This is a genomic window from Fodinibius salsisoli, from assembly GCF_026229185.1.
Lineage (GTDB): Bacteria > Bacteroidota > Rhodothermia > Balneolales > Balneolaceae > Fodinibius > Fodinibius salsisoli.
In genome coordinates, this window is sequence record NZ_JAGGJA010000006.1 from 96,741 (window position 1) to 120,606 (window position 23,866).

At 44.3% G+C, this 23,866-nt stretch carries 22 protein-coding genes; 12 read left to right on the top strand and 10 right to left on the bottom strand.

Going from position 1 to position 23,866, the window contains the following annotated elements:
• Positions 1–57: 57 nt before the first annotated feature.
• The gene (locus tag J6I44_RS20855) at positions 58–564 is read left to right on the top strand and encodes a DUF2059 domain-containing protein (RefSeq protein ID WP_265765996.1); all 507 of its coding nucleotides are present in this window, start codon (positions 58–60) and stop codon (positions 562–564) included.
• A gap of 276 nt (positions 565–840) precedes the next feature.
• Positions 841–1,674, top strand: coding sequence for an ABC transporter ATP-binding protein (locus J6I44_RS10215; protein ID WP_265765997.1), 834 nt, complete (start codon positions 841–843; stop codon positions 1,672–1,674).
• An 88-nt stretch (positions 1,675–1,762) separates the two neighbouring features.
• Here the strand turns inward: J6I44_RS10215 and J6I44_RS10220 are convergent, their stop codons facing one another.
• From J6I44_RS10220 to J6I44_RS10240, 5 genes are all read right to left on the bottom strand, one after another.
• The gene (locus J6I44_RS10220) at positions 1,763–2,500 is read right to left on the bottom strand and encodes an ABC transporter ATP-binding protein (RefSeq protein ID WP_265765998.1); all 738 of its coding nucleotides are present in this window, start codon (positions 2,498–2,500) and stop codon (positions 1,763–1,765) included.
• Between the two features lie 50 nt (positions 2,501–2,550).
• Complete coding sequence (locus J6I44_RS10225; protein WP_265765999.1) at positions 2,551–3,903, bottom strand: TolC family protein; 1,353 nt, start codon at positions 3,901–3,903, stop codon at positions 2,551–2,553.
• Between the two features lie 315 nt (positions 3,904–4,218).
• Positions 4,219–4,617, bottom strand: a complete 399-nt coding sequence (locus J6I44_RS10230; RefSeq protein ID WP_265766000.1) for a hypothetical protein — start codon at positions 4,615–4,617, stop codon at positions 4,219–4,221.
• A gap of 8 nt (positions 4,618–4,625) precedes the next feature.
• The gene (locus J6I44_RS10235) at positions 4,626–5,066 is read right to left on the bottom strand and encodes a phage holin family protein (protein WP_265766001.1); all 441 of its coding nucleotides are present in this window, start codon (positions 5,064–5,066) and stop codon (positions 4,626–4,628) included.
• Positions 5,067–5,071: 5 nt separating this feature from the next.
• Positions 5,072–5,284, bottom strand: coding sequence for a hypothetical protein (locus J6I44_RS10240; RefSeq protein WP_265766002.1), 213 nt, complete (start codon positions 5,282–5,284; stop codon positions 5,072–5,074).
• Between the two features lie 404 nt (positions 5,285–5,688).
• On the opposite strand from J6I44_RS10240, the gene bshB1 reads away from it, so the two are divergent.
• Positions 5,689–6,432 carry a bacillithiol biosynthesis deacetylase BshB1 gene (bshB1, locus tag J6I44_RS10245; protein WP_265766003.1) on the top strand — a complete coding sequence of 248 codons (744 nt, stop codon included), beginning with the start codon at positions 5,689–5,691 and terminating at the stop codon, positions 6,430–6,432.
• Between the two features lie 74 nt (positions 6,433–6,506).
• Here bshB1 and J6I44_RS10250 read toward each other — a convergent pair whose 3' ends face one another.
• From J6I44_RS10250 to atpD, 4 genes are all read right to left on the bottom strand, one after another.
• The gene (locus J6I44_RS10250) at positions 6,507–7,331 is read right to left on the bottom strand and encodes an inositol monophosphatase family protein (RefSeq protein WP_265766004.1); all 825 of its coding nucleotides are present in this window, start codon (positions 7,329–7,331) and stop codon (positions 6,507–6,509) included.
• Positions 7,332–7,730: 399 nt separating this feature from the next.
• Positions 7,731–9,773, bottom strand: coding sequence for a DNA primase (gene dnaG, locus J6I44_RS10255; protein ID WP_265766005.1), 2,043 nt, complete (start codon positions 9,771–9,773; stop codon positions 7,731–7,733).
• 273 nt (positions 9,774–10,046) lie between these two features.
• Entirely contained in the window at positions 10,047–10,466 is a 420-nt protein-coding gene (atpC, locus tag J6I44_RS10260; RefSeq protein WP_265766006.1) for an ATP synthase F1 subunit epsilon, read from the bottom strand.
• 9 nt (positions 10,467–10,475) lie between these two features.
• Positions 10,476–11,978, bottom strand: a complete 1,503-nt coding sequence (gene atpD / locus J6I44_RS10265) for a F0F1 ATP synthase subunit beta (protein ID WP_265766007.1) — start codon at positions 11,976–11,978, stop codon at positions 10,476–10,478.
• 457 nt (positions 11,979–12,435) lie between these two features.
• On the opposite strand from atpD, the gene J6I44_RS10270 reads away from it, so the two are divergent.
• From J6I44_RS10270 to rsmB, 3 genes are all read left to right on the top strand, one after another.
• A complete protein-coding gene (locus J6I44_RS10270; protein WP_265766008.1) occupies positions 12,436–13,284 on the top strand; it encodes an SAM-dependent methyltransferase in 849 nt (282 codons plus the stop codon).
• Between the two features lie 42 nt (positions 13,285–13,326).
• Positions 13,327–14,661 (top strand): APC family permease, encoded by a 1,335-nt coding sequence (locus J6I44_RS10275; RefSeq protein ID WP_265766009.1) that lies wholly within the window; start codon positions 13,327–13,329, stop codon positions 14,659–14,661.
• Between the two features lie 205 nt (positions 14,662–14,866).
• Complete coding sequence (gene rsmB / locus J6I44_RS10280) at positions 14,867–16,186, top strand: 16S rRNA (cytosine(967)-C(5))-methyltransferase RsmB (RefSeq protein ID WP_265766010.1); 1,320 nt, start codon at positions 14,867–14,869, stop codon at positions 16,184–16,186.
• 549 nt (positions 16,187–16,735) lie between these two features.
• Here the strand turns inward: rsmB and J6I44_RS10285 are convergent.
• Complete coding sequence (locus tag J6I44_RS10285) at positions 16,736–17,698, bottom strand: integron integrase (RefSeq protein WP_286670517.1); 963 nt, start codon at positions 17,696–17,698, stop codon at positions 16,736–16,738.
• Between the two features lie 605 nt (positions 17,699–18,303).
• Between J6I44_RS10285 and J6I44_RS10290 the strand changes: the two genes are divergently transcribed.
• The 6 genes from J6I44_RS10290 to J6I44_RS10315 all read left to right on the top strand — a co-directional run bounded on the left by J6I44_RS10290 (position 18,304) and on the right by J6I44_RS10315 (position 23,750).
• Complete coding sequence (locus J6I44_RS10290; RefSeq protein WP_265766011.1) at positions 18,304–19,356, top strand: TolB family protein; 1,053 nt, start codon at positions 18,304–18,306, stop codon at positions 19,354–19,356.
• Between the two features lie 140 nt (positions 19,357–19,496).
• On the top strand, positions 19,497–19,850 hold the full coding sequence (locus J6I44_RS10295) for a hypothetical protein (protein WP_265766012.1): 354 nt from the start codon (positions 19,497–19,499) through the stop codon (positions 19,848–19,850).
• A gap of 256 nt (positions 19,851–20,106) precedes the next feature.
• The gene (locus J6I44_RS10300; protein WP_265766013.1) at positions 20,107–20,823 is read left to right on the top strand and encodes a CPBP family intramembrane glutamic endopeptidase; all 717 of its coding nucleotides are present in this window, start codon (positions 20,107–20,109) and stop codon (positions 20,821–20,823) included.
• A 306-nt stretch (positions 20,824–21,129) separates the two neighbouring features.
• A complete protein-coding gene (locus J6I44_RS20860; protein ID WP_265766014.1) occupies positions 21,130–21,939 on the top strand; it encodes a helix-turn-helix transcriptional regulator in 810 nt (269 codons plus the stop codon).
• An 82-nt stretch (positions 21,940–22,021) separates the two neighbouring features.
• Complete coding sequence (locus J6I44_RS10310; protein ID WP_265766015.1) at positions 22,022–22,669, top strand: hypothetical protein; 648 nt, start codon at positions 22,022–22,024, stop codon at positions 22,667–22,669.
• A complete protein-coding gene (locus J6I44_RS10315) occupies positions 22,644–23,750 on the top strand; it encodes an erythromycin esterase family protein (protein ID WP_265766016.1) in 1,107 nt (368 codons plus the stop codon). Before J6I44_RS10310 ends, J6I44_RS10315 begins: the two co-directional genes overlap by 26 nt.
• The last annotated feature ends 116 nt before the right edge of the window (positions 23,751–23,866 follow it).

Sequence of the window (23,866 nt, forward strand, 5' to 3'; positions counted from 1 at the left end):
TAAAGTGCTCATCAATTCAATTTAAATCTTGACTATTAGCAAATGAGAACAATGTTGGTGAATTCTAAGAAAAATTACATTCCAAATATTTTAATTCTGCTGGCGCTCAGTTTCACATTAATTCACTGTTCCAGTACAAAAGAGGCAACATCTGAAAACTATATTGGACTTGACTCTACCCTTACCAAAAAAGAAGCGGTGGATGAACTCATGGTTTTGATGAACATGAAAGAGCAGGTTAACAAGAATATGGAAATCACGGCTGATATGTTAGCAAAATCAAATCCTATGCTCGCCACTTATAAAGAAGAATTGCAAAATTTTTATAAAAAATATTTGAGTTGGAAAAAGATTGGAGATGATATTAAAAAGGTATATTTCGATAATTATACACAGAAGGAACTCAATATGCTTGTAGGCTTCTATCGTACGGATTCAGGCCAAAATATCGCGAAGAAAATGCCAGAAATATTTCGCCAAAGTGCAGAAGTTGGACGTAAAGAAGCCATGAAACATCAGGGTGAGCTGCAACAAATGATTATGAAAAAAACACAAAGCCAATAATTCAGGCTATCCGTCGGACGGCAAACCGGCCGCCAGACAGTTTTGTGAGAGCCTCTATTTTCATTCCTGACTGTATCAAGCGTCCACGCTTGATACAATATTAGCGTGGACACTTATCTTAGCAGGGTTATTGGCTATTTTGCGGCCAAGGCACCAATTATTTAGTACAGCTCTGCCATGGCAAGACAACGATCTACATCCTCAATTGCAATAGAAGACGAAATTTTGTAATTGTTAGGGTTTAAAAATTAAGGCTAACCTATTTTATCCAAAACTATGAAACATCGGGATGAACAAGTCCCTATCTTAGAGTTCAATAATGTCATCGCCTATCGGAATGATACCAAGGTCATGGATCAGTTTTCAATGCGGATTGATCAGCTGCAACATACGGCTATTCTGGGTCCTAATGGCGCTGGAAAATCCACGTTTATCCAGCTGCTGACCCACCAGCTTCATCCGTTAGCAACGGATGATGACACCCCGCCCATCCGGGTTTTTGGGAAAGATCACTGGGTGGTTTCCGAACTTCGCAAACGGATTGGCATTGTCTCTCCCGAGATGGAATATGAAATATTGCATAATCTAAAGCACGGCCGTACCAATGGCCGGGGTGTGGTCATCACGGGTTTCTTCTCCAGCATGCAGTTATTTGCCCACCATAGCATTACCGATGAGATGAAACGCAAAGCCGACCGTACCCTGGAAATGATGGATGCCGGATACCTCGCCGATCGGATGTTCAATCGTATGTCAACCGGAGAAGCCCGCCGGGTTCTTATTGCCCGGGCCCTGGTGACAGACCCCGATGTTCTGGTCCTGGATGAACCCACGACTGCCCTGGACCCGGTAGCACGTGAAAAATGCCTCCAATGGATTCGCAATATAGCCCAACAAGGAACCTCTGTTATTATTGTGACGCATCATATTGAAGAGATAATTCCTGAAATCAACAATATTGTACTTTTACGGGATGGGAAAACCATTGCCAGCGGACCGAAGGACAAAGTACTGACTTCAAAGAAATTGAGTACTGTTTATGGCCACCCACTTAGGTTGAAAGAAAATAACAATGGCCATTATATTGAGCTTAACCAGGATGCTTCCTGACTTACATCAATACGAAGCAATTGCATTATACTTAGAGAATAGACGGCTTATTCCAGCCTTACAGTGGTTAATAGATACGAAAGGAAATCTATGCTGACTTTGCCGGCAACCTTACCTCAACATCCTCCAACACAGGATTTTCCACTCTCGTATCACTTTCGATATTTCCATCCCGAAGGCGAATAATTCGGCGGGCATGATCAGCAATCTCATCTTCGTGGGTGACCAGCAGAATAGTATTACCCATGCGGTAAAGCTCCTCAAACAGCATCATGATCTCTTCACCGGTTTTGGTATCCAGGTTACCGGTTGGCTCGTCGGCCAGTAATATCGACGGATTGTTGACCAAAGCCCGGGCGATAGCCACACGTTGACGTTGTCCCCCGGAAAGTTCATTGGGCCTATGATCAATCCGATCGCCAAGCCCTACCCTTCCCAGGGTTTTTGCAGCCCGGCTATGCCGCTCCGACGTCTTTACACCGGCATAAATAAGCGGAAGCTCTACATTTGAAATACAATCTGTACGAGGCAGCAGGTTAAAGGTCTGAAAGACAAAACCTATTTCCCGGTTCCGTACTTCCGCAAGCTCATCGTCTTTGAGTTCACTTACATCCTGGCTGTTCAACCGGTACATTCCTTCAGAGGGCGTATCCAGGCAGCCAATAAGGTTCATCATCGTTGACTTTCCAGATCCCGAAGGACCCATGATGGCAATATATTCATTCTCTTGCACATCAAAAGAAACCCCATCAAGTGCACGCACTTCCTGGGTTCCCATCTGATAGATTTTCGTGAGGTCCTCGACCTTTATGACCGGTTCTTTCATAATATTTTTTATCTGATGTAAGAAAGCGATTTCACAATCTATTTAAACTTTTAGTTAAGCGAAACCGTTTGATCCATCTTTCCGATATAATAATCTAACAGCTTTTTTTGGAAAATGACGCGAAACAGGGCTTGTACCCTGCTGGCCTGGGCCTCAACGTACTGGGCGTTGGCATCACTTAATTCGATCAACGTTCCGGCTCCTACTTCGTACCGTTGCTTTTGTGTTACATATGATCGTTCAGCCGCGCGAAGAGCCTTTTCTGATGATTCAAGCTGCTGCGTATACGACTTATAATCATTATAGGCCTGGTTAACCTCCTGGATAACCTGCAGCTCCGTCTCTTCTAAATTAAGCTTCGCATTTTTGTAATTAATCTGCTGGGACTGTACACTGGTTCGTGTATTCAGATTTCCAAAAATGGGGATACTCAGCGACAGCCCTATTGAACGCTGGATATTCTGGTCAAAGAACTGATCTTGAAAATCAACGGGAATTCCATCTGAGTACCTACTTCCAACAGAACCGCTTAAACTCAACGAGGGATAAAGACTTCCGCGGGTAGCGCTCAACTGGTGCCTAAGAGACTGTATGTTAAATCGCTCGCTCTGCAAGTCGGACCGGTTCTCCAAGGCGGTGGACACTAACTGGTCAAGCTCATAGCCCGCCATATTGGTACGAATCGTTGTGGAATCAATCTCGGGTGTCTCGAACTGGTAATCCTCAAGAGGGTCGATCTGCAGAGTTTGGATTAACTGGAGCCGACTGGATTGCAGAGCGTTCTCCGAATTTACTACAGCAAGCTCATTATTAGCAACGGTAGCCTCCTGGTTGTAGAGGTCAACCGTAGGCCGAGAGCCTACCTCTACCTGTGCCTGAACCTGCTCCAACGTTTTTTGGGAGGCAGCCAGGTTTTCACGATCTATTTCCAGGAACTGTTTATTAAGAATAAACTGTAAATAGTTGCTTGCTGTATTAAAGATAATATTTTCACGTACACGCTCTTGGTTCTGCTCACTGGATCTTTCATCATATTGACTGCTCCTCAGAGAGTGCAAGTTTTCAAGTCCGCTAAAAATAGGGAGGTCAGCATTTAAGTTGCCAAAAAGGGAGTTGGTTGTTTCTGTAACAATTTCACCGATATCCTGGTTAAAGTTACGGCCAATATTTTTGCTGCCAGATACATTAGCTCTTAAAGAAGGCAAATAGTCGGCTTTTTCGCTTAAGACCTGTTTCTTTGCCAATTCAACATTATTACCGGCTACTTTAAGCTGGCTGCTGTTCTCTAATGCTATGTTGATGGCATCCTGTAACGAAATATTCCGATCATCAGGTACTGTTTGGGCTTGGGCAGCAATGGAAAGGCTTAACCCGACAATGATTATTAATATCCCTTTTCGCATGTTAATAAATAACTTAGTTGATTCTTTAATTGCGTGTAAGTACACGAACTATTATAAAAATAGTTACACTTCCTAACGTATTTTTTATGTAAAAAGATAAAAATCATTTTCTGGCTATACGCTTGTATCACGCTTAGGATTAAAATCCATTCAGCCAGTCATCACCGAGAGCTTTGCTTAAGAGGCAATAGGTCTGGGCTATAGATCAGGAGACCATTCTTTGAGAAAGCATCTGTATACGGTAAAGAATGGAGGATGGGTATACTATTTTACCCCGGGCGTTCAAGAAAAGTCTCCCCTGCATATATTTTTATCTCACTCATCCACGACTCCATTCGTGCTTTCAAATTGTTGGCCGGCTTTTTCATCAAATTTTTTCTCCATAAAGTCCGTCACAAAAGAAAGGGCCTTTTTGGTAGCCATTCGTTTCAGCTCATAGAGAACCGTATTGGTAAATTTATGGTCCGAAGAAGAAGTCCCCGAGGTTGATGTAGCACGCCTATCGTCTTCATGGCCTAACAAAAAGCCCAAAAGCACCGCTCCCCCTACAACCGGAAGTGGGTGCTTGCGGATAAAGGCTTTGGGATCCAGCTTATCACTTACTTCCGTTCGTACCTGGTCTATAGAGTCATCCAGTTCATCCTGGATATTATGAAGTTCTGCTTCCAGCTCTTTTTTCTTCTGTTCAAGCTTATCAACTTTATCTTGTGCCATAATAATATTTATACTTCGTTATTAAATGGTTGCTCGAATTCGGGGGCTTTTAATTTTTTCTCTGTAGAAGTCCGCTCCTGCTCTTCAACGGCTTCTATCACTTCTGCTTCGAAACGCTCTTGTAGCTCATGGAGCAAGCTCTGCGGCTTTAACGACATAAACAGCCCGCCCAAGATTAATAGCGGAATAGAAACAAGCACATATCCGAGGCTTTCACTGCCCAGTAGGTTACCCAGATAAATAGCCAGAGCAAAAAGCAAAAAGCAGATCCCTCCTACCAGTAAAAGAGCGCCCGCCGACCGCTGGACGGAAATAGCCATCCACCTCGAAAAATGTTCACCGGCATTGAGCATCACCAGCTCCAGGCGTTTTTCGACATACCTCTTGAGATCAGTCGTGATGCTGCGAAGCTTCTGTCCCACTTGGTCTGTAACCTTATCTGATTTCATCTTAATTATTTATCGGAACTTAATATCTTGCCGATTACATATCCCGCAAATAATCCCACTGCAACGCTTTTGATGGGATGCTCACGAATGATACCTTCGGCCCGACCTTTTAATTCTTCTACCTGTTGAGGAAGTTCATCGTTTTCTACCATCTCTCGCCCTCGCTCCAGGGCATCATCCAAACGCCTGTTGACGTTATCAAGTATCTCTTCATTCATAACTGTTGCATTTAATTGGGAATTACAACCTTTCTTTAAACCTAATTATAAGGAAATTATTGCTAAAGTTATGCAAGAATTAGCCCACTCAATCGTACCACGGGCTTTTAATACCTCCCCATTGTGCAGCCATATTGAGTGACTCACTTTAGCCTATAGCTTCAGTTTTGGATATAGGCGTCATACGGTTGCTTTTAACAAAGTTCATTGGCATACCATTATCCCAAAAGTGGTCTTCTCATCCGAATGCTGGGGTTTACCTCAGATGAGTGTAAAGGCACTTGATCTATTCAGCAGAATTTGTTCTACGAAAACCAATAGACAAACGTTGCATCTCAAGGAATTTGATGCAATCTTAAGGCCACTTCTTCAGCATTAAGATTTATTGAATCAAATTTATACCTATGCAGCTCGATATTTTAGCTTTGGCCGCCCACCCAGATGATACTGAACTTTGTTGTGGGGGCACGCTTTCCGCACTGGTCAATCAAGGAAAAAAAGTTGGGGTTGTGGATTTCACCCAGGGCGAAATGGGAACCCGCGGCACGCCCAAACAACGGCTTAAAGAGGCTTCAGCTGCAGCCGATGTTATTGGCCTGGAAGTACGCAAAAACCTGGGACTGCCGGATACCGATATCCGGAACAGCCGCGAAAATCAGCTTAAAATTATTCAGCAGGTTCGAAAGTATCAGCCGCATGTTTGCCTCGTTGGCGCCCCTTCCGATCGGCATCCCGACCACGGGCAAGCAACCCAGCTGGCCCTGGATGCCATTTTTTACAGCGGACTTACAAAAATGGAGACTACCGATGAGCAAGGGAATGTTCAAGAGCGCTGGCGGCCTTCCCACGTCTTGCATTATATGCAGGATCGTCCTTTTGAGCCGGATGTGATTTTTGACATCAGCGATACGTTTGAGACCAAGAAAGAAGCGATCTTAGCTTTTGAGAGCCAGTTCAATGTTGCGGATCCGGATGATGAGCCCGAATCCTACATTTCAAGCACGAAGTTCTTCAAAGGTATTGAAGCCCGTGCCCGCCACTATGGACACTTAATCGGAGCTACTTATGGCGAGGCTTTTAAATATCACAATGGTCCTATGCCGATGAAGTCTTTTGGGACATTTTTTGAGACGGATCCCTTCAGATAACAGACGTGAGACGATAAATGGGAAACGGGAGAAGTGAAGCTGAAAAAAGCCTAAGGTTTCGACTATCTTACTACTCAAGACTGACGGCTTAAAACTAACTCGCTCTCCGTAAACTGCTCCCGGATGTTATCCAATAAAAAAGAGTGTACTGTTGGATTTCCGGCAATAATTCGCTTGCCGAAGAGCCAGTCCTGCTCTCCTTTCCAATCGGTTATAAGTCCGCCAGCCTCTTTTACGATAAGAGCAGCGGCTCCCACATCCCAGGGATTGAGCGAATATTCGTAGAAGCCATCGAGGCGCCCGGCCGCTACGCAACATAAATCGTAGGCTGCGGCGCCGGCTCTGCGTATGCCTTGTGTGTTATGGATCAGCATGCGAAAAAAAGCGAGGTAGTTATCTACCAGGCTCATGTCATTATACGGGAAGCCCGTTCCGATTAGCGAAGCCGACGGATCTTCAAGCTTGGATACCGAAATGGGTTTTCCATCCAGGTAAGCCCCCTCGCCGGCCAGGGCCGTAAAATATTCATCCCGTGATACTTCCAGCACCAACCCCATTTTAGGCTGACGGTTTTCCCACAAGCCAATAGATACGCAGTAGACCGGAAATCCATGAGCGAAGTTAGTCGTCCCGTCAATAGGATCGATTAACCAGGTACGTCCTTCGGGCAAAACCAGTTCTTCAGAAGACTCCTCAGCCAGGATATGGTCATCCGGAAAAGCCCTTTTGAGCACCAAGATAATCTTTTTTTCCGATTGAAGATCCGCATCGGTCACCAGATCGTTCTTGCCCTTAAAGTTAACCGAAAAGCTGTTGGATGATTGAAAATCACGAATTATTTCAGCTGCTTCACCAGCTGCCTTTCTTGCGGTATTCAGTTCCGAGGTATATTTCGACATGCTAAATGTTTAAGTATTTCTGATAAAATTATCTTCAGCTCATGAATAAATTACTGTGCCTGTACTCGAGCTTACTTTCATAAAAAGAGTACCTGTTTAGCAGTTGGATTCAGTAGCCATTAAAAAGACATATAGCCTTCTTCCCATCCTCAGAAAAATTCGGGAAGCCGGGATCTCATGGTGGTAACCAACGTTGACCTACTGCCAGCTCGGCAACGTTCTCTAACTTTGAGAAATCCTGAAACGAGTTCAGGATGACAAGAAACCTATTTTCAACCTCCTAACTGGCGCAAGCGTCCGCTTATGCCATAAACCTAACTTTTGGTCCGAGCGGCGCCCGAACCAGTGATTTTATACACGCTGAGTGTTTTCCATTCAAAACTTAATACTCACTACTTCTTACTTATTATTATCCTTCATTTTATATTCAAACACCTTATCCGACACGCTCTTGGCCGCTTCGGTATCCGGATCGGGAAACAACTCATCAACAGGCGATTGCTGTAGCAACGTCCGCCGGCGCCCGGCTTCTTTCATGAGCTTCATCACTTTCTTACGCTCCTCTTCACCTTCTGCCGTATTATACTGGCTGTATAAATCCTCTTGTAATCGTTCTATAAAGTGTGCTTTTAACGCCTTGAGTGCCCCTTTGGCCGTTCTGTAGGGATTTTTATCCTTTTTGTACTGGACCCCTATCTTTTCGTGATGCCGCTCGCTCACCGAATGCTTTTCGAGCACAATTTCGCCCACCAGCTCCGGATAGGGATGCTCCCGGTTCGCATAAACCTCCACGCTCACTTCCTCTTCCGCTTTGTATTGTTCAATAATATCTTCATAAAAAGCACGGATCTCCTCATCCTCAAAATGTTTTTCTGAACAGTATGAGCCGATATAGTCGATCATTTCACGACCATACATCAGCATTAGCCGGATGAGCTCTTTTTCATAATTGGGACGCTTTTGAGGGGGGGCCGGTCTCTTCTTTTCGGGCCGATCTTCAACCTGCTCGCTAAACCCTACCGTATGGGTATGGGGAGGTGGGGTAGCCTGCCCTCCTTCTTGCTGCTGTTGGCGCTGTTCGCGTTCCCTGCGCCGTTGCTCCCGCTTCTTGGCACGCATGCGCTCTTCTTTGAGTTCTTTGCGAATTTTTCCTAACTCATCGAACAGTGCTCGGTCCCCCACCTTGGCCTTGCTGTTCAAATGTTGTACAAAGGTCTCCCGGGATACCGGATCCGGCATGTGGGCAATACTTTCCAGGATTTCATTAATCACTTTCTTCTTCTCGGTGGGCGCTTCCCATCGACCTTCGTCTTTGGCCTTATGAATTTGGTAGGTCAGGAAATCTTCCGAGGCTTCCTGTTTTAACTCCAGGAACGAATCTTTGCCAAACTGGCGGACAAATGAATCCGGATCTTCTCCTTCGGGCAGCTCCAGCAGCTTCACATCCATGCCTTCGCGAAGCGCAATATTAATGCCTCGTTTCATAGCCCGCTGACCGGCTGAGTCGGAATCATAGATCATCGTAATGGTGTCTCCATAACGATGCAGCAGGTTCATCTGCTGGGGGGTTAGCGAGGTACCACTGGAGGCCACAATATTATTGACGCCGTTCTGCTGCAGTGAAATGACATCGGTATACCCTTCCACCAGTATCACTTCGTCGGTCTTGCGGATCTCGTTTTTCGCAAAATTGATACCATACAGGACCTTACTTTTATTATAAACCTTGGTCTGCGGCGAGTTGATGTATTTTGCCGTCTTTTGTTTGCCGAGCACCCGTCCGGCATAAGCAATCACTTTGCCCGATGGATTGAAAATGGGAAACATCAGCCGTCCTCGAAAGGCATCATAAAATCCGTCCCCGCGGTTACTGGGCTTAATCAGTCCGGCTTCCAGCAGATACTCTTCATTGAGTCCGGAATCCAAGGCAGCACGATAGAGTTTCTCTCCACCGGCAGGGGCATAGCCGAGTCCATATTTTTTAATGATCGTACGGTCATAGCCTCGTTTCTGCAGGTAATCACGTGCTTTCTGGGCTTCATCAGTTTCCATCAGGTGACGAAAGAAAAAGACGCCAGCATATTTTAAGGCATGGTAAATACCTTCCCGCAGATGATGATCTTCATCAAATTCCTGTTCATCTTCTTCGGGAAGCGATACCCCGTACCGATCGCCCAGCGAGCGCAGCGCTTCCACAAAGCCAACGCCCTCCATCTCCATCATAAAGTTGAAGACATCTCCTGAGGCTCCGCATCCAAAACATTTGTAGATGCCCAGGTCCGGCGTTACATGAAAAGAAGCCGTACGCTCGTCATGAAAGGGACAGAGCCCCTTCCAGCTGCGACCGGAACGCTTCAATTTGACGTAGTCTTCGACCACTTCGACGATATCCGCCGCGCCGCGTACTTCTTCTTTTTTTTCATCAGGAATCATTGCTGACATAGGGTAGAAAGGATAACGGTTATTCCCTTTTTTTTCACCTTATTTTTTAAAATTCAGGGAATCAATGACTCCACATCAGAGGCGTGGAAAATTATCTGTTTATTTAGAAAAAAGAGGTCAATAAAGATGGTGATTGACTTCGCCTTCCTAATAATTCTTCGTGGCTATAAGCCGTTGAATTGCCCTGGTGGGTGTTAGAACCAAAACAAAAATAAAAAGCGGCTCCCATTGCTGGAAGCCGCCCTATATTCCTTAGTAGCTTAGCGCTTACCGTTACTGCGTGGAAACGCTGATATCTGCAGCTAATTTAATACGATTTTCAGCCCGCTTAAGTGATTTCTGAGCACGTTCCTTGTCGATATCCTCTTCATCAGAGTCTAACCGTTTGCGTGCCCGTTCCTTTGCTTTCTCAGCTCGCTCAACATCGATTTCTTCAATCGGTTCAGCAGCCTCGGCCAGCAAATTCAGGCTATTATCTACGACCTCTACAAAACCACCGGTGATAGCATAATGTTGCTCCTCTCCGGTAGCTTTACGGACCACTATCTCTCCTATCTCAAGCGTCGACATGATGTTGGCGTGTAACGTCTTAACCTCAAAGCTACCCTCCGTACCCGGCAGCTTAACGCCCGTTACTTCCTCATCAAATAATGACCCTTCGGGAGTAAGAATTTGTGCTTTAAAACTGGTCATAGTTTATCGTTATTCTGCTGCTTCAGCTTCCTGTTCTTCAACCAAGAGTTTCTCGCCCTTCTCTTCAGCTTCCTCAATGGTTCCAACCATGTAGAAAGCGTTCTCGGGCAAGTGGTCGAGTTCACCTTCCAGAATCTTCTTAAATCCTTTTACGGTATCCTCAACATTGATGTATTTACCCGGCTGACCCGTAAACTGTTCAGCTACAAAGAACGGCTGACTGAGGAAACGCTGGATACGTCGGGCACGGGCGACCGTGGTCTTGTCTTCATCCGAAAGCTCATCCATACCCAGAATAGCAATAATATCCTGCAAATCTTTATATTTTTGAAGAATCTCAATGACTCCCCGGGCAGTATCATAATGTTCTTTCCCTACCACATGCGGATCCAAAATTCGCGATGACGAATCCAGCGGATCTACAGCAGGATAAATACCGATCTGTGTGAGCGCACGACTCAGGGTCGTTGTAGAATCCAAGTGGGCAAAGGTTGTGGCCGGTGCAGGGTCGGTCAAGTCATCAGCAGGTACATAAACAGCCTGCACTGATGTAATAGAACCGCCTTTTGTTGAAGTAATACGCTCCTGGAGGTCACCCATCTCAGTAGCCAGTGTCGGCTGATAACCTACCGCAGAAGGCATACGTCCCAACAGCGCAGATACCTCAGAACCCGCCTGGGTAAATCGGAAAATATTGTCAATGAAAAGCAGGATATCGCGCGAAACTTCTTCGCGGAAGTATTCAGCCACCGTAAGGCCGGAAAGCGCTACACGTGCACGGGCTCCGGGGGGCTCGTTCATCTGTCCAAATACGAAGGTCGCCTTTGACTCTTTCAGGGCTTCTTTATCTACTTTTTCAAGCTCCCATTTACCATTTTCGAAAGCTTCCTTAAATTCTTTGCCATAATTAATAATATCGGCTTCGAGCATTTCACGCAGAAGGTCATTCCCTTCCCGCGTACGCTCACCAACACCGGCAAATACGGATAATCCACCGTGTCCTTTGGCAATATTGTTAATCAATTCCTGGATAAGAACCGTTTTACCTACACCGGCACCACCGAATAAGCCGGTCTTACCCCCTTTGGCATAGGGACAAAGCAAGTCAATAACTTTAATGCCGGTCTCAAGCATCTCGGTAGAAGTTGCCAGATCTTCAAAGTTGGGAGCGGGGCGGTGAATAGGATATTTCCGGTCGCCTTTGGGTGCTTCAATACCATCAATGGGCTCGCCGACTACATTAAATACACGCCCACGGATGTCTTCGCCAACGGGCATGGATATGGGAGCACCGGTATCAAGAACCTCGGTTTGTCTCACCAAACCGTCCGTTGAGTCCATCGCAATCGTACGTACGCGATTTTCGCCCAAATGCTGAGCAACTTCCAGGTAAAGTTTCGATTTGTCTTTACGTTCAATTGAAAGGGCATTTAGTACGGGCGGAATGTTTCCTTGATCAAAGTCAACATCCACAACCGGACCAATAACCTGTGCAACGGTTCCTTTATTCATTATCTACGTGGATTATAATGAGTTAAATATTGATATTTTTGTCGAAGTGTTCCATTACTCTGGAAGCGGCGAAAGTTAGGCTTTTTCCGAAGAAAAGGCAAAAGTTATAATGCAATAATCCCAATTGAACCGATTCTAATCCTCAGGGTTAAAATTCGAGTCGAAACACCTTGTTTCCGCTCCAAGTTTAACCTATTATTACATTTGGAGGGAACAAAAAGATTAAAATAAAGGTTACAAAAGTAGTTTTGCAACAAACAGGGATTACCATCGCACTCCACCTTGTATCCGTAGTCATTTAGACGCCACGATTTAAAGGTGTAGGTTTAACTTGTGATATCGGATTATAATTATGGTTACGAATTCATACAGCCACATCATATTTGCCACTTCAAGTGTGTAGATAACAATAGCTCGACCATTCATCCTAATACTTTTAATTAAACTGGTAGCCGTCATGTCGACATATTCTCATCGCTCAACCAAGCTGAGCATCCTCAGTGTATTTATTTTTGCCCTTCTGTTTATAACCACCGCTCCCCTGCAGTCCCAGGATCTGGATGTACCGTATGTTCCCACCCCCAATGAAGTGGTAGAGAAAATGCTGGACTTAGCGGATGTTCAATCCAGCGACTATGTCATTGATTTGGGTTCCGGCGATGGTCGCATTGTCATTGCTGCTGCCAAACGCGGGGCTTCCGGTCACGGTATCGACCTGGATCCCGAGCGCATTGCCGAGGCCCGCGAAAATGCGCAATCCGAAGGACTTGATGACCGTATCATGTTTATGGAAGAAAACCTTTTTGATACGGATTTCACCAAAGCCTCCGTCATAACGATGTACCTGCTCCCTTCAGTTAACGAGAAGTTACGGCCCGAGCTGCTGGATAAGATGGAACCCGGCACGCGTATCGTATCGCACAGCTTTAGCATGGGCGACTGGAAAGCCGATAAAAAAGCCGAAGTCAGTCCTCCTAATTCCAGCCGAACTCATGACATCTATTTCTGGATTATCCCCGCAAAAGTAGCAGGTGAATGGAGCTGGTCGAGCAATGGCACCGACTTCGACATGAATATTAATCAACAATTCCAGGAAATTTCGGTTAGGATCTACGACGGAAACGGGAGCTCGTACAACATCCAGAAACAAGAATTAACGGGCGACCGCATAACGCTGCGGGCGGTGAATGGAGATCAAAGCTACATTTTAAGCGGACAGGTTACCGATGGATCCATCGAAGGCATCATACAGCACCATAACGGTGATGATAAATCTATTATCCCATGGTCAGCATCGCTTAATTAACCTTTATAGCTTTAGCCATAATTTTCCATTGACCGATAGTATATGAAGGATGCCGGTGGTGATCGACCTGCACAGATTTTCACGAACCTGAGCGCCATAGCCGTAATCATCGGTATTGTTGTGGGGATAGGTATTTTTCGACTTCCCTCAATGGTGGCCCAAAATGTCTCTTCGGAAATCCACTACCTGGCCTTCTGGCTGGCCGGGGGATTGATTTCCATTATTGGTGCGCTATGCTATGCGGAACTGGCTTCTTCCAAACCCGATGCCGGCGGTGAATACCATTTTTTGACCGAAGCTTACGGATCCACTGTCGGCTTTCTATTTTCATGGGGACGGCTGGCCATTATTCAAACAGGATCCATTGCTCTTGCCGCCTTCATCTTAGGAGATTATGCTTCGGTCATCTATGATTTAGGGCCTTATAGCTCCTCCATCTATGCCGCTCTCACCATCATCACGCTCACAACTCTTAATATTTGGGGCACGCATCCCTCCAAAAACACCCAGAGCTTTTTAACCTCTCTTATCGTACTTATTCTTTTGCTGGCCGGGGTGGCCGGACTGATGAATGGTACTTCTACTGATCTCGAACCCCCTTCTGACATTGGCAGCAGCTCAGCCGGGGCAGCCATGATTTTCGTACTCCTGACCTACGGCGGCTGGAATGAGGGCGTTTACCTTTCAGCAGAACTCAAAGATGTTCGAAAAAATATAACCAAGGTACTGATATCGGCTCTCTGCTGTATTACCGTCCTTTATTTGATGATTAATGTGGCCTACATACAGGTCCTGGGGCTGGAGACCATCCGGAATTCTGATGTAATCGGAGTTGCACTAAGCAACCAGCTGATAGGCTCCGGTGGTTCTTTTGTGATGGCCATCATCGTCATTATTTCAGCCCTCTCAACGGCCAATGCTACCATTATCACCGGTGCACGAACCAACTACGCCCTCGGCCGGGATTTTCAACGGCTCGGCTTCCTGGGCCGCTGGAATAAAGAATACAACGCTCCTATTAACTCACTGCTGGTACAGGGGATCATTGCCCTGGCGCTGGTGGTGCTGGGCAGCGTTACCCAAGAGGCCGTCTCGACGATGGTAGATTATACCGCACCGGTCTTCTGGCTTTTTATACTGCTTACCACGGGCTCACTCTTTGTCTTCCGCTATAAAGAGAAGGAAAGCACATCAACAGAGCCATCATTTCGGGTACCGCTGTATCCCGCAACGCCTATTCTCTTCATGCTTGTCTGCTGCTACCTGTTGTATTCCAGCATCGCATTTACCGGGAGCGGCGCCCTGCTGGGCGTAGGTATTTTATTACTGGGCTTACCCATTTACCTTTTCGCACGGCCCCGCGCATCCCGCAGATAGCATATCCCAAAAAATCCCCCAGATTCCTCATTCTGTATTAGCAACTCCCCTCCTAAAACTGTATTTTTTGCAACCTTGGTCGGCCGACTTTTTCCTTAATCATTGCAATTTATATACCGATGCTATTCATCGGCAGCAAGTGAAGCGCAGGTCGCGACTGATGGTGTATTACCTGTAAAGTTTAACCTAAAAATTGGATATCGCCTTGGATACTGAAGCATCTGCTCGTTCTGTCAGCGTAGAAATATTAATCGATTTTGATGAAAATAATGTCTTAGATTATTCAGTTGCCAATCAACTTGATTCGCGCGGCCGCGCTGAAGTACGTGAATATGTGCAAAACATTTTAAGGCGTCGCTCCTATCTCGATTTCCTGATCGATGAGTTTTCCAACGTTAAGATCGCTGAGATGAAGTCGAGCCTGAAGAACATTCTTCGGCTGGGCATCTATGACATGATCTTCATGGACAGTACGCCCGACTATGCGGCTATCAACGAGTCGGTGGAAATTGCCAAAATTAAGCTGGGCTCTCGCACGGGCGATCTGACCAACGCTATTATGCGCAACCTGCAGCGCGATATCGATAACTTACCCAAACCTTCTTTTGAAGATCGCACCAGGCTCGTTGCCACCACCTTTTCTCATCCGGAATGGCTGGTGAAGCGCTGGACCGAACGTTTTGGCGAGCGCGAGGCCTTTCAACTGATGCAGGCCAACAACAAACGGCCCGCTTATTTTATACGGGCCAATAACCTGCGCACCAAGACCAAGAATTTTAAGCTCCGGATGACCAAGCATGATATTGCCTTTACCGAAAGCGACTGGCTGCCGGGCTATTTTGAAGTGGACAGCGTAGCTCCATTCATCACCAAAGGCTGGCTGCAAAAAGGGTTCTGCCAGATCCAGGATATCGCCGCAGGCTTTGCTCCTTTTCTTCTGGATCCCCAATCGGGCGAAGATGTTTACGATTTATGTGCGGCCCCGGGAACCAAGAGCGTGGTGATGTCGGACCTTATGAATGCCGAAGGCAGCATTTTGGCCGTCGACATTTCTTCGGAACGCCTCGATAAGCTGGCAGAAAGCGCCCTCTCCTACCATGCAGAAAATATTCGTGTCCGCCGGGCCGATGTGACCGAGCTGGAACTGGATGAAGCCGATGCCGTACTGCTGGATGCCCCCTGCACCGGCACGGGCGTGTTAAGCAAACGGGCCGACCTGCGATGGCGCCGAGATCAAGAAGGCCTTGACAATGCTGTTGAACAGCAAGCCAAATTGTTAGACTCTGCGGCCAAAATGGTTAAAGTAGGCGGACGTTTGGTCTATAGCACCTGCTCTCTGGAAGAAGAAGAAAATATGGAGCAGGTCATGAACTTCCTCGACCGCAATGAAAACTTTGAGATACAACCAGTAGAAGGCTACGTGCCCGATGAAGTCATCGCTCACGGTGGACTGGCGTACCAGACTTTCCCCCACAAGCACGGCTGCGACGGACACTTTGGCGTACTGCTCAAGCGAGTGAATTAACAGCTGGTAGGTTACTACTGGTTAATCGTTAATGGGTTATTTGTTATTGGGTTGCGAGTTATGGATTGAAACTCCCCGATTCCCAATAACGAATAACCTTTTTCAGTATACTGATCTTTTCCGATTTCTCTCCTACTCATCCTTGCCTAATGAAGGCTTCTCTTATCAGTTCTCGAACCTTTTCTCTCCATTTTTTTCAGCTTTCCGGGATGATTTTGTGCGCCAATGGGTCCCCGGTCAAGCCTATACCAACGCTACACCACCTCCCCTGCCAGTAGGAGTTGGTGCCCGGCAGAATAGTTGTTGGCACCCGATAGGATTAGTAAATATTTGCTGGAAAATCAACTTTAGGATCAAAACCTTCTTTACCGCCCAGGCTGCATTCCCAACGAGCATTAATCAAAAGATATCAATCGGACTTTTACCCCGTTAGAAATTATGGTGGTTAAAATAATCTTTAAGGCTATTTCTTACGTATCGCTTTCCCATTCCTGACTTTAACTATTTCTCTCTTGCTATGGCATCATCCAAGATAAACGTAAACGATACTTAAAACTTATCAATAGGACTCTTCACCCCTTTGCCGCCCTTATTCAAAACATGCGTGTATATCATGGTTGTTTTTACATTCTTATGCCCCAGCAGCTCCTGTACGGTACGGATGTCATATCCATCATCCAAAAGATGCGTGGCGAATGAGTGACGAAAGGTATGGCATGTAGCATGTTTTTGTATGTTTGCCTGACGGACGGCCTTGCGAACCTTTTTTTGTACAGACGATGCAGATATATGATAGCGCTGATACATCCCTGATCGTGGATCTTTCCGGCGCTTTCGAGAGGGAAACAGGTATTGCCATTTTTGCTCTTTATTGGCACTGGGGTATTTTTTATCCAAGGCTTTGGGAAGTATTACCCCGCCCCACCCTCTGGCCAGATCTTTGTCATGAAGCTTTTTAACTTTTCTCACATGCTCTTTCAATACATCTATTAACCGATCAGGAAGGATTGTTATGCGATCTTTAAGTCCCTTGGAATTACGCACACATACTTGCCGGTACTCAAAATCCAAATCCTGTACTCTTAACCGTAGTGCCTCTGATATTCTAAGCCCTGAGCCATAAAGTAACTGAACAACCAGCTGTTTTACGCCCTGTAAAAACTGTAATATACGCTCTACCTCCGCCGGTGTTAAGACAACGGGCAAATGATCAGACTCCCTGGCCCGTTTCAGGTTTGTGAGTTTGGGCGCCTGTTTATCAAGCACATTTTTAACGAAGAAGATAATGGCGCACAACGCTTGGTTCTGCGTTGATCCGGCTACCTTTCTTTCGGTTGCCAAATAATTCAGATAAGCCGTGATGCTTTTCTTACTAATCGTGCCCCCATTCTCCTTTTTGATATAGACTAAAAACCGCTTAACCCATTGAATGTATGATTTTTCAGTGCGATAACTATAGTTTCGGCGCCTTATTTCTGTTCTCATATCACTCAAAGCTCTCGATTGATTCATAATACCATAATCCTTTATTCCTATATGTTCTACAGGTAAGAGTCTTTTCTCGCCAAATCCTTACAGATTTATTTAAGAATATTATCCGGATACATTATCAGGAATCCCTATTCCGGATAATATCCGCTGAATGTGCTCTCATGATAAATAACTGGACAAACCCCGATATTATATGGAAGTTGTGCTGAAGCGGGATTCCGCTCAATTATATGTTAGTTTGCCCGCCGGCCTTCACGGTTTGTCAAAAAATACAGTTGCGGCTTAAAAACATCCGTTATTAAGCCGCTTCTCGGTCGCTTTTACAACAACTTTCGTCTGGTTCAGAATGTATCTGCTTTTCCGAAAATCCTAGTTCACATTTTGTCTTGGCCGGTCGGGGCTAATTCAATTCTGCGTCCGAGTTTCTTCCGTCGTTTTTATCACAATTTTGCTGGCTCCACATTTTTTGCCCCAAACTAACCCGCGCATTAACGCGGACGCCGCTCGCCCATTGTTTCCGGTTTTTGCTTTTGCGGTTCAAATTTTATCATTTATAAACCGTCAATAATCCCGGCGCAGGTTATGCGCCGTCCGTTATACTTAATTAATTTTTCATCAAAAACCACATGCGACGTTTATTTCTTTTAATCCTTTTTTCTTTTTTTCACTTTGCTATTCAGGCTCAAGAGGCCGAGCAAGTTTTTTTAAAAAATGGCGAAATTCTTTTTGAAGCTTCTCCTGATTTAAAACAGAAGAATGCTACTCAAAGTGATATGCAGGAGATAATGCTTCTTGACCTTTCCAAGGGAAAAATACAACGATTAACATCGGATCGGAGTAAAGATAGTAACCCATCTTTTTTCAGAAACGGATCAATAATATTCGACTCAAAGCGACCTTGCGAAGGTGGATTAGCAGAAAATTGTCCTTCTAAATTATTCACTGTGTCAGAAGGAAATTCTGTGGATAAACTTAATTTAGCTCTTGATGATGCTATGCGAAGAGTGCAGGAAGAATCACGTCAGGATTCGTTATATAGCAAACTAAAAAAACTTGGAATTCAGATTTTTAATTCTGAAAATTTTAGTGTCGAAGAGCCGATATATAACAATGAAAAAAATTACTTGGCATTTATTTACTCAACCCCAAGATCTTTTTTGGTTGTCTACAATTTAAACACAGATAAATTACACTACATCGACAAAATTCCTGGCTCATCTTCCAATTTTAAGTGGTCACCTAATGGAAAATATTTGGCCTATTCTTATTCTATTTTAGACGGACTATTTCCAAAGGGAAGTAAAAATGTAATTATTGATATAGAAACACTTGAAGTATCAACCCTCGAATTGGATAATGAAGATCTTAGATTTGAAAATTGGTCTTTAGATGGAAAATACTTGTTACTATCTAACCGATTTGAAAATGAAAAAGGCCATTTTATAACTGATGGATACAAACTCGAATGGCCAACCCAAAAAGTTCAAAAAATTAATGAAAACCTACTTCCTTTTGTCAGCAGCTGGATTCAAATTGTTTCTGATAATCAGTATTTAGTACAAAAGTTTGATGAGGATAGTAATTTTGATCTTTGGATAATTGATTCTGATGGTGCCGATGTACAGAGATTAACTGAAGATGGACGCTTGAAATTTGTTACAGATACCAAGAGTAATTAAGTATAACAAGCGCGTCAACTCGGACGTGCCTCGCCATTGGCTGTCAAGTTTTAATTCATCAATTACTGTAGTACATTTTTAAATAATAAACGTTGTTCCGCACGCCGGTTATGCGCAATGTCGTTATATGCACTTAATTCATGAATAGAATTTCATACTCAGATATTGATCCTATACTTAATGAATGGGCTAGTCGGCATGGCCTTCATATTTCTACCAGATATAAAGATTATGAAGTTCGTGCTGTGACTATTGTCGATGATTCTGGCGATATGTATGGTCTAGGAGTCTGGCCGATAGAGAATTCAGGAAAAGTTGAAGTGTCAGTTAATTTGAAAGAACGTTCTCAGCGTCGCACCTCAATTCCAGAGAAGAAGAAATTGCAGGCATCAAAAGAAGTATCTGTCTCAGATCTGCCAAAAACCTTAGAAGAATTCTACAATTTAGTTGAGGATTGGATCTCCGAAGAAGGCCACACACGAACTACGCCATAAATCCCTGCGTGCATATAACAAGCGCGTCAACGGCGGACAGGCCTCGCAATCCCTTGCTAGCTTAAGGTTTTATAGTTAACCTTTCACTTGTAAATAGTTCAAGACTTTGGCGCCTGCCGGTTAAGCGCCAGACCGTTATAGGGCTTCACTCATTCAGACACATCGACTCATAACAATTTTTTCCGCATATATTTGTAACAACTCAAAATATTATTCCGTAACGGCTTCTAGTTAAACATTAATCATTTGCAAACGGATGAAGACAGCCCATAGAACAGTTAGCAGAAAAAAAACACTTGTGGTTTTTATATGCACGATTGTTGCAGGATTTATTTTATTTGCTCTCCCAAACTTATTCTTCGGTATTACAAAAGTTAACGGTGGTCTTACAGGGATAAATTTATTGATCATTGCCCTCTTCCAGCTTACCGCTGTTTGTTCGTTAATTTATTTTTCACTCAGATTATTGCACAAAGATTTCCAGTACATCGGCTGGTCTGGAAAAAACTGGCAAACAGATAGTCTGCTGGGATTGCTAACTGGATTGGCTTGGACAGCTCTGCAATTCGGATTAATAATCCCGAATACGGGAGGAGCGCAAAGGACTGATATTGCCCAGATGGTCTCGATGTTCGATGGAACACTATTAGGCACACTTTCTTTTATAGCTTTAGGAGTAATTGGAGGCGGCATTACAGAAGAGATTTTTAACAGAGGCTACTTCATCAATGTCTTAAAAGACATATTTAACAATCCAAAAACAGGACTTTGGACTGCTGCTGTCATATCAATTGCATTTTTTGCTATCGGACATTTACCGGCCGATGCTCTAGGCTGGTTTGATATTTTAATACCAACCACTGCTTATACAGCGTTATTCTTATATACCAAGCGATTAACGGCATCGATCATAGCCCATGGAATTTACAACATGTCAGCCATCTTATTGACATACTATATTTATTATCATTGAAGCCATTATCAAACTATGGAATACTTGCCTTTTCTAAACCTAAAATCCTATCATCCCAATCAAAGCCCTATAACGACCTTGCGGACTACTACGCCGAAGTAGCACGGCTACGTAGGCTGTACATAAGCTGCACGCGCAAGAATGTTGATTAGTTAAATAATTAACGAAGAGCTAAAAAGCCAGAAGTTGGCAGGCCCAGGCGAGGCGTGTCCGCAAGGTCGTTATAGGGCTTTATTTTTTGCTTAACTAATTCGAGTGCTGTTCGTATAGCAATCTCACATTATAATAACCCCTTGGGAAATACCTGTGTTAGATTTTGAAGAGCATATCTTAGAAAAAGGACAATCTCTTGCCCCGGTATTCACAACCTATCATCTCCAGGGTTTATTGATTGGTATAACGGAATACCCCAATTGGGTAGAAACAGGCCAGTGGCATGCCCATAAAAACCCTATGATTAGCTTTGTGCTGGAAGGAGGGAATATTGAAAACAGAAAAAATAAACAACTCCAGCGAAACTGCGGGAGCATTGACTTTTATCACGCTTTCGAGCCCCACCAAAACATCTATCAGGTATTTCCTTCCAAACATTTCGGCATCGAAATAGATGAGGATTTTCTGGAAAAATATGAACTACCGGAAAATAAGATTGAGGTAGCGATTGAAGAAAATCCCTTTAGCAAGTTTATTTTTCTTAAGATCTTAAAAGAAGCCCTCCTGAACGATTCTTTTACTCCGGAGTCGGTAGAAATGCTTTTCCTTGATTTGGTCAATGACACCCCCTCAACAAACAGACGCGCTTGCCCGAACTGGGTACCTGTACTAAGAAAATTCCTGAATGAGAATTGGAACCGGAAGCTAACTCTTCAGGAGCTGTCGGATAAAGTTGGAATTCACCCGGTGACTATTTCCAGCAATTTCAGAAAGTATTTTTCGTCAACCTTTGGGGAATATATGAGGAGAATCAAAATCGACCGTTCGCTAACCATGATCAGGGAATCGAATCAATCTCTTACCCAAATCGCTTATGCATGCGGGTTTGCTGATCAAAGTCACTTTACCCGAACATTTAAAAGTCAGATAGGCTTTTTACCAAAACAGTTTCAGAACTTATAGAACTGATGGGGGCTAAGATCATTCTATTTTTAAACCAATAGCATTACTACGTTGGGATCGAAACATAATTTAACCAGCAGATATGCGTATAAGATCTCAGAAATTATACACAGCAGTACTATTTTTTATCATCCTCTTTTGGGGAGGTCTCGAATCCGCAGAAGCTCAATTTTTTTGGAATACGGATTTTGAATATGGAGTCAATAAATCACAGCCACGGAAATGGGCCATTGAGGGAGAGGGTGAAGAATATACTGGATACCTGGTTAATGAAATAAGCAAGACAGGCAACAAGAGCCTGTTTATGTCCCTGACAAATTCCGAGACTTACACCATTTTAAACATTCCCGGTGAGTTGGTCGCCGGAAAAGCGGTTTCGGTCAGTGGTTATATCAAAGCACAAGATGCAGATTCTCTTCAGGTACAGCTGATGATATTTAATCCCGCAGAAGGAAATGTACTTGCCTCTGCTGATCAGCAATTAGTTAAAAATAGTTGGCAGCCCACCTCACTTAGAACCTCAGTGAAAGAGAGTAATGGCCCGAATGATATACTATTCGCCCTGGTAGCCAAAGGAAGTGGAAGCTTTTGGTTTGATGCAGTTCAAGTGAAGATCAGTGAAAAAGTTTTTGGAGATGATGCCCCTGACTTCAGCGAACCCACCAGAGATGAGATAGCCCAGCTGAATAAACAGGCTATTCCTTTTGAAATGCCCCCCCCCGGGAAGTGAAGCGCATGGTTTAAAGGGGCTTTCTGAAGTAGTAGGAAACGCCCGACTGGTAGCATTGGGAGAAAACTCACACGGGTCATCTTCAATTTACGAGCTCAAGCTTCGCATAATCAAACACCTCGTTGAACAGGAAGGATTTTCGGTATTTGCATTAGAAATGCCTGCCGTTGAAGCCGAATATATTAACGATTATGTAAAATATGGGCGGGGTAACATCGACCAGGTTCTTCTCAAACTCACTTACCCGAGCTGGCAGACACAAGAGGTGATCGATATCATTCAGTGGATAAAGAAATATAACAGTCAGCACGAAAACAAAATTGAGTTTCGGGGCTATGACATGCAAAATGGATGGTCGGCCTTGGGAGCAGTTAAAAATTTTGCGACTTCTAATGACTCGGTCTTATTATCCAAATTAGAAATAATAAGCACCCTCTATGAAAAGTCACTCAATGCCGGGCAACCGGAAGCCTCCCTTCTTAAGAAATCCGATGAAGTGGTGCACTATTTAAAGACGAAAAGTTACGGAAGCCTCTCCATTGCCAAGGTGCAAACTATCCGTCATTATATGGATATATTTGTTCAAAGCCTGGCCTTTCATTTCGGCTTAGAACATGCAAAAAGCCGGGACGAATATATGGCTGAAAATATTCAGTGGATTGTTGAAAACTCACCGGATACGAGCAGGATAATTATTTCAGCAGATAACACCCACATTACCGAATCCGGAAGTAAAGCTGGTGCTTTCCTTAACCGCTGGTATGGGAAAGATTATGTGAGTTTCGGTTTTACCTACAAAACGGGGACGTACTCCGCATATGGCCCAAAACCATTTTACGAGGTTCACCTCCCCTATGTGGGTACGTATGAGTACTTCTTTTCAAAAAGCCGATATAACAACTTCATCCTGGATCTAAGGCTGGTAGAAAGTATCCCGTTATTAAACCAGAGAGCCGGATTTCGTTCAATTGGATCCCGCCCGCAGGAAGTAACACAGTTCTATGAAATAGCAATCAAAGATCATTTTGATGTGCTTGTTTATATAGCTACTTCTAAACATACTTCTCCTCTGAAAAAGTAGGTTTATACTTTCCTTTTTCATATGTACTCTAAAACGATGGTTAAACCTTAAATCCATTAAGAGGATAACCTCAGTCATCATACATTTGAAAAGATAGCCGGGGTACTACCTTTTCG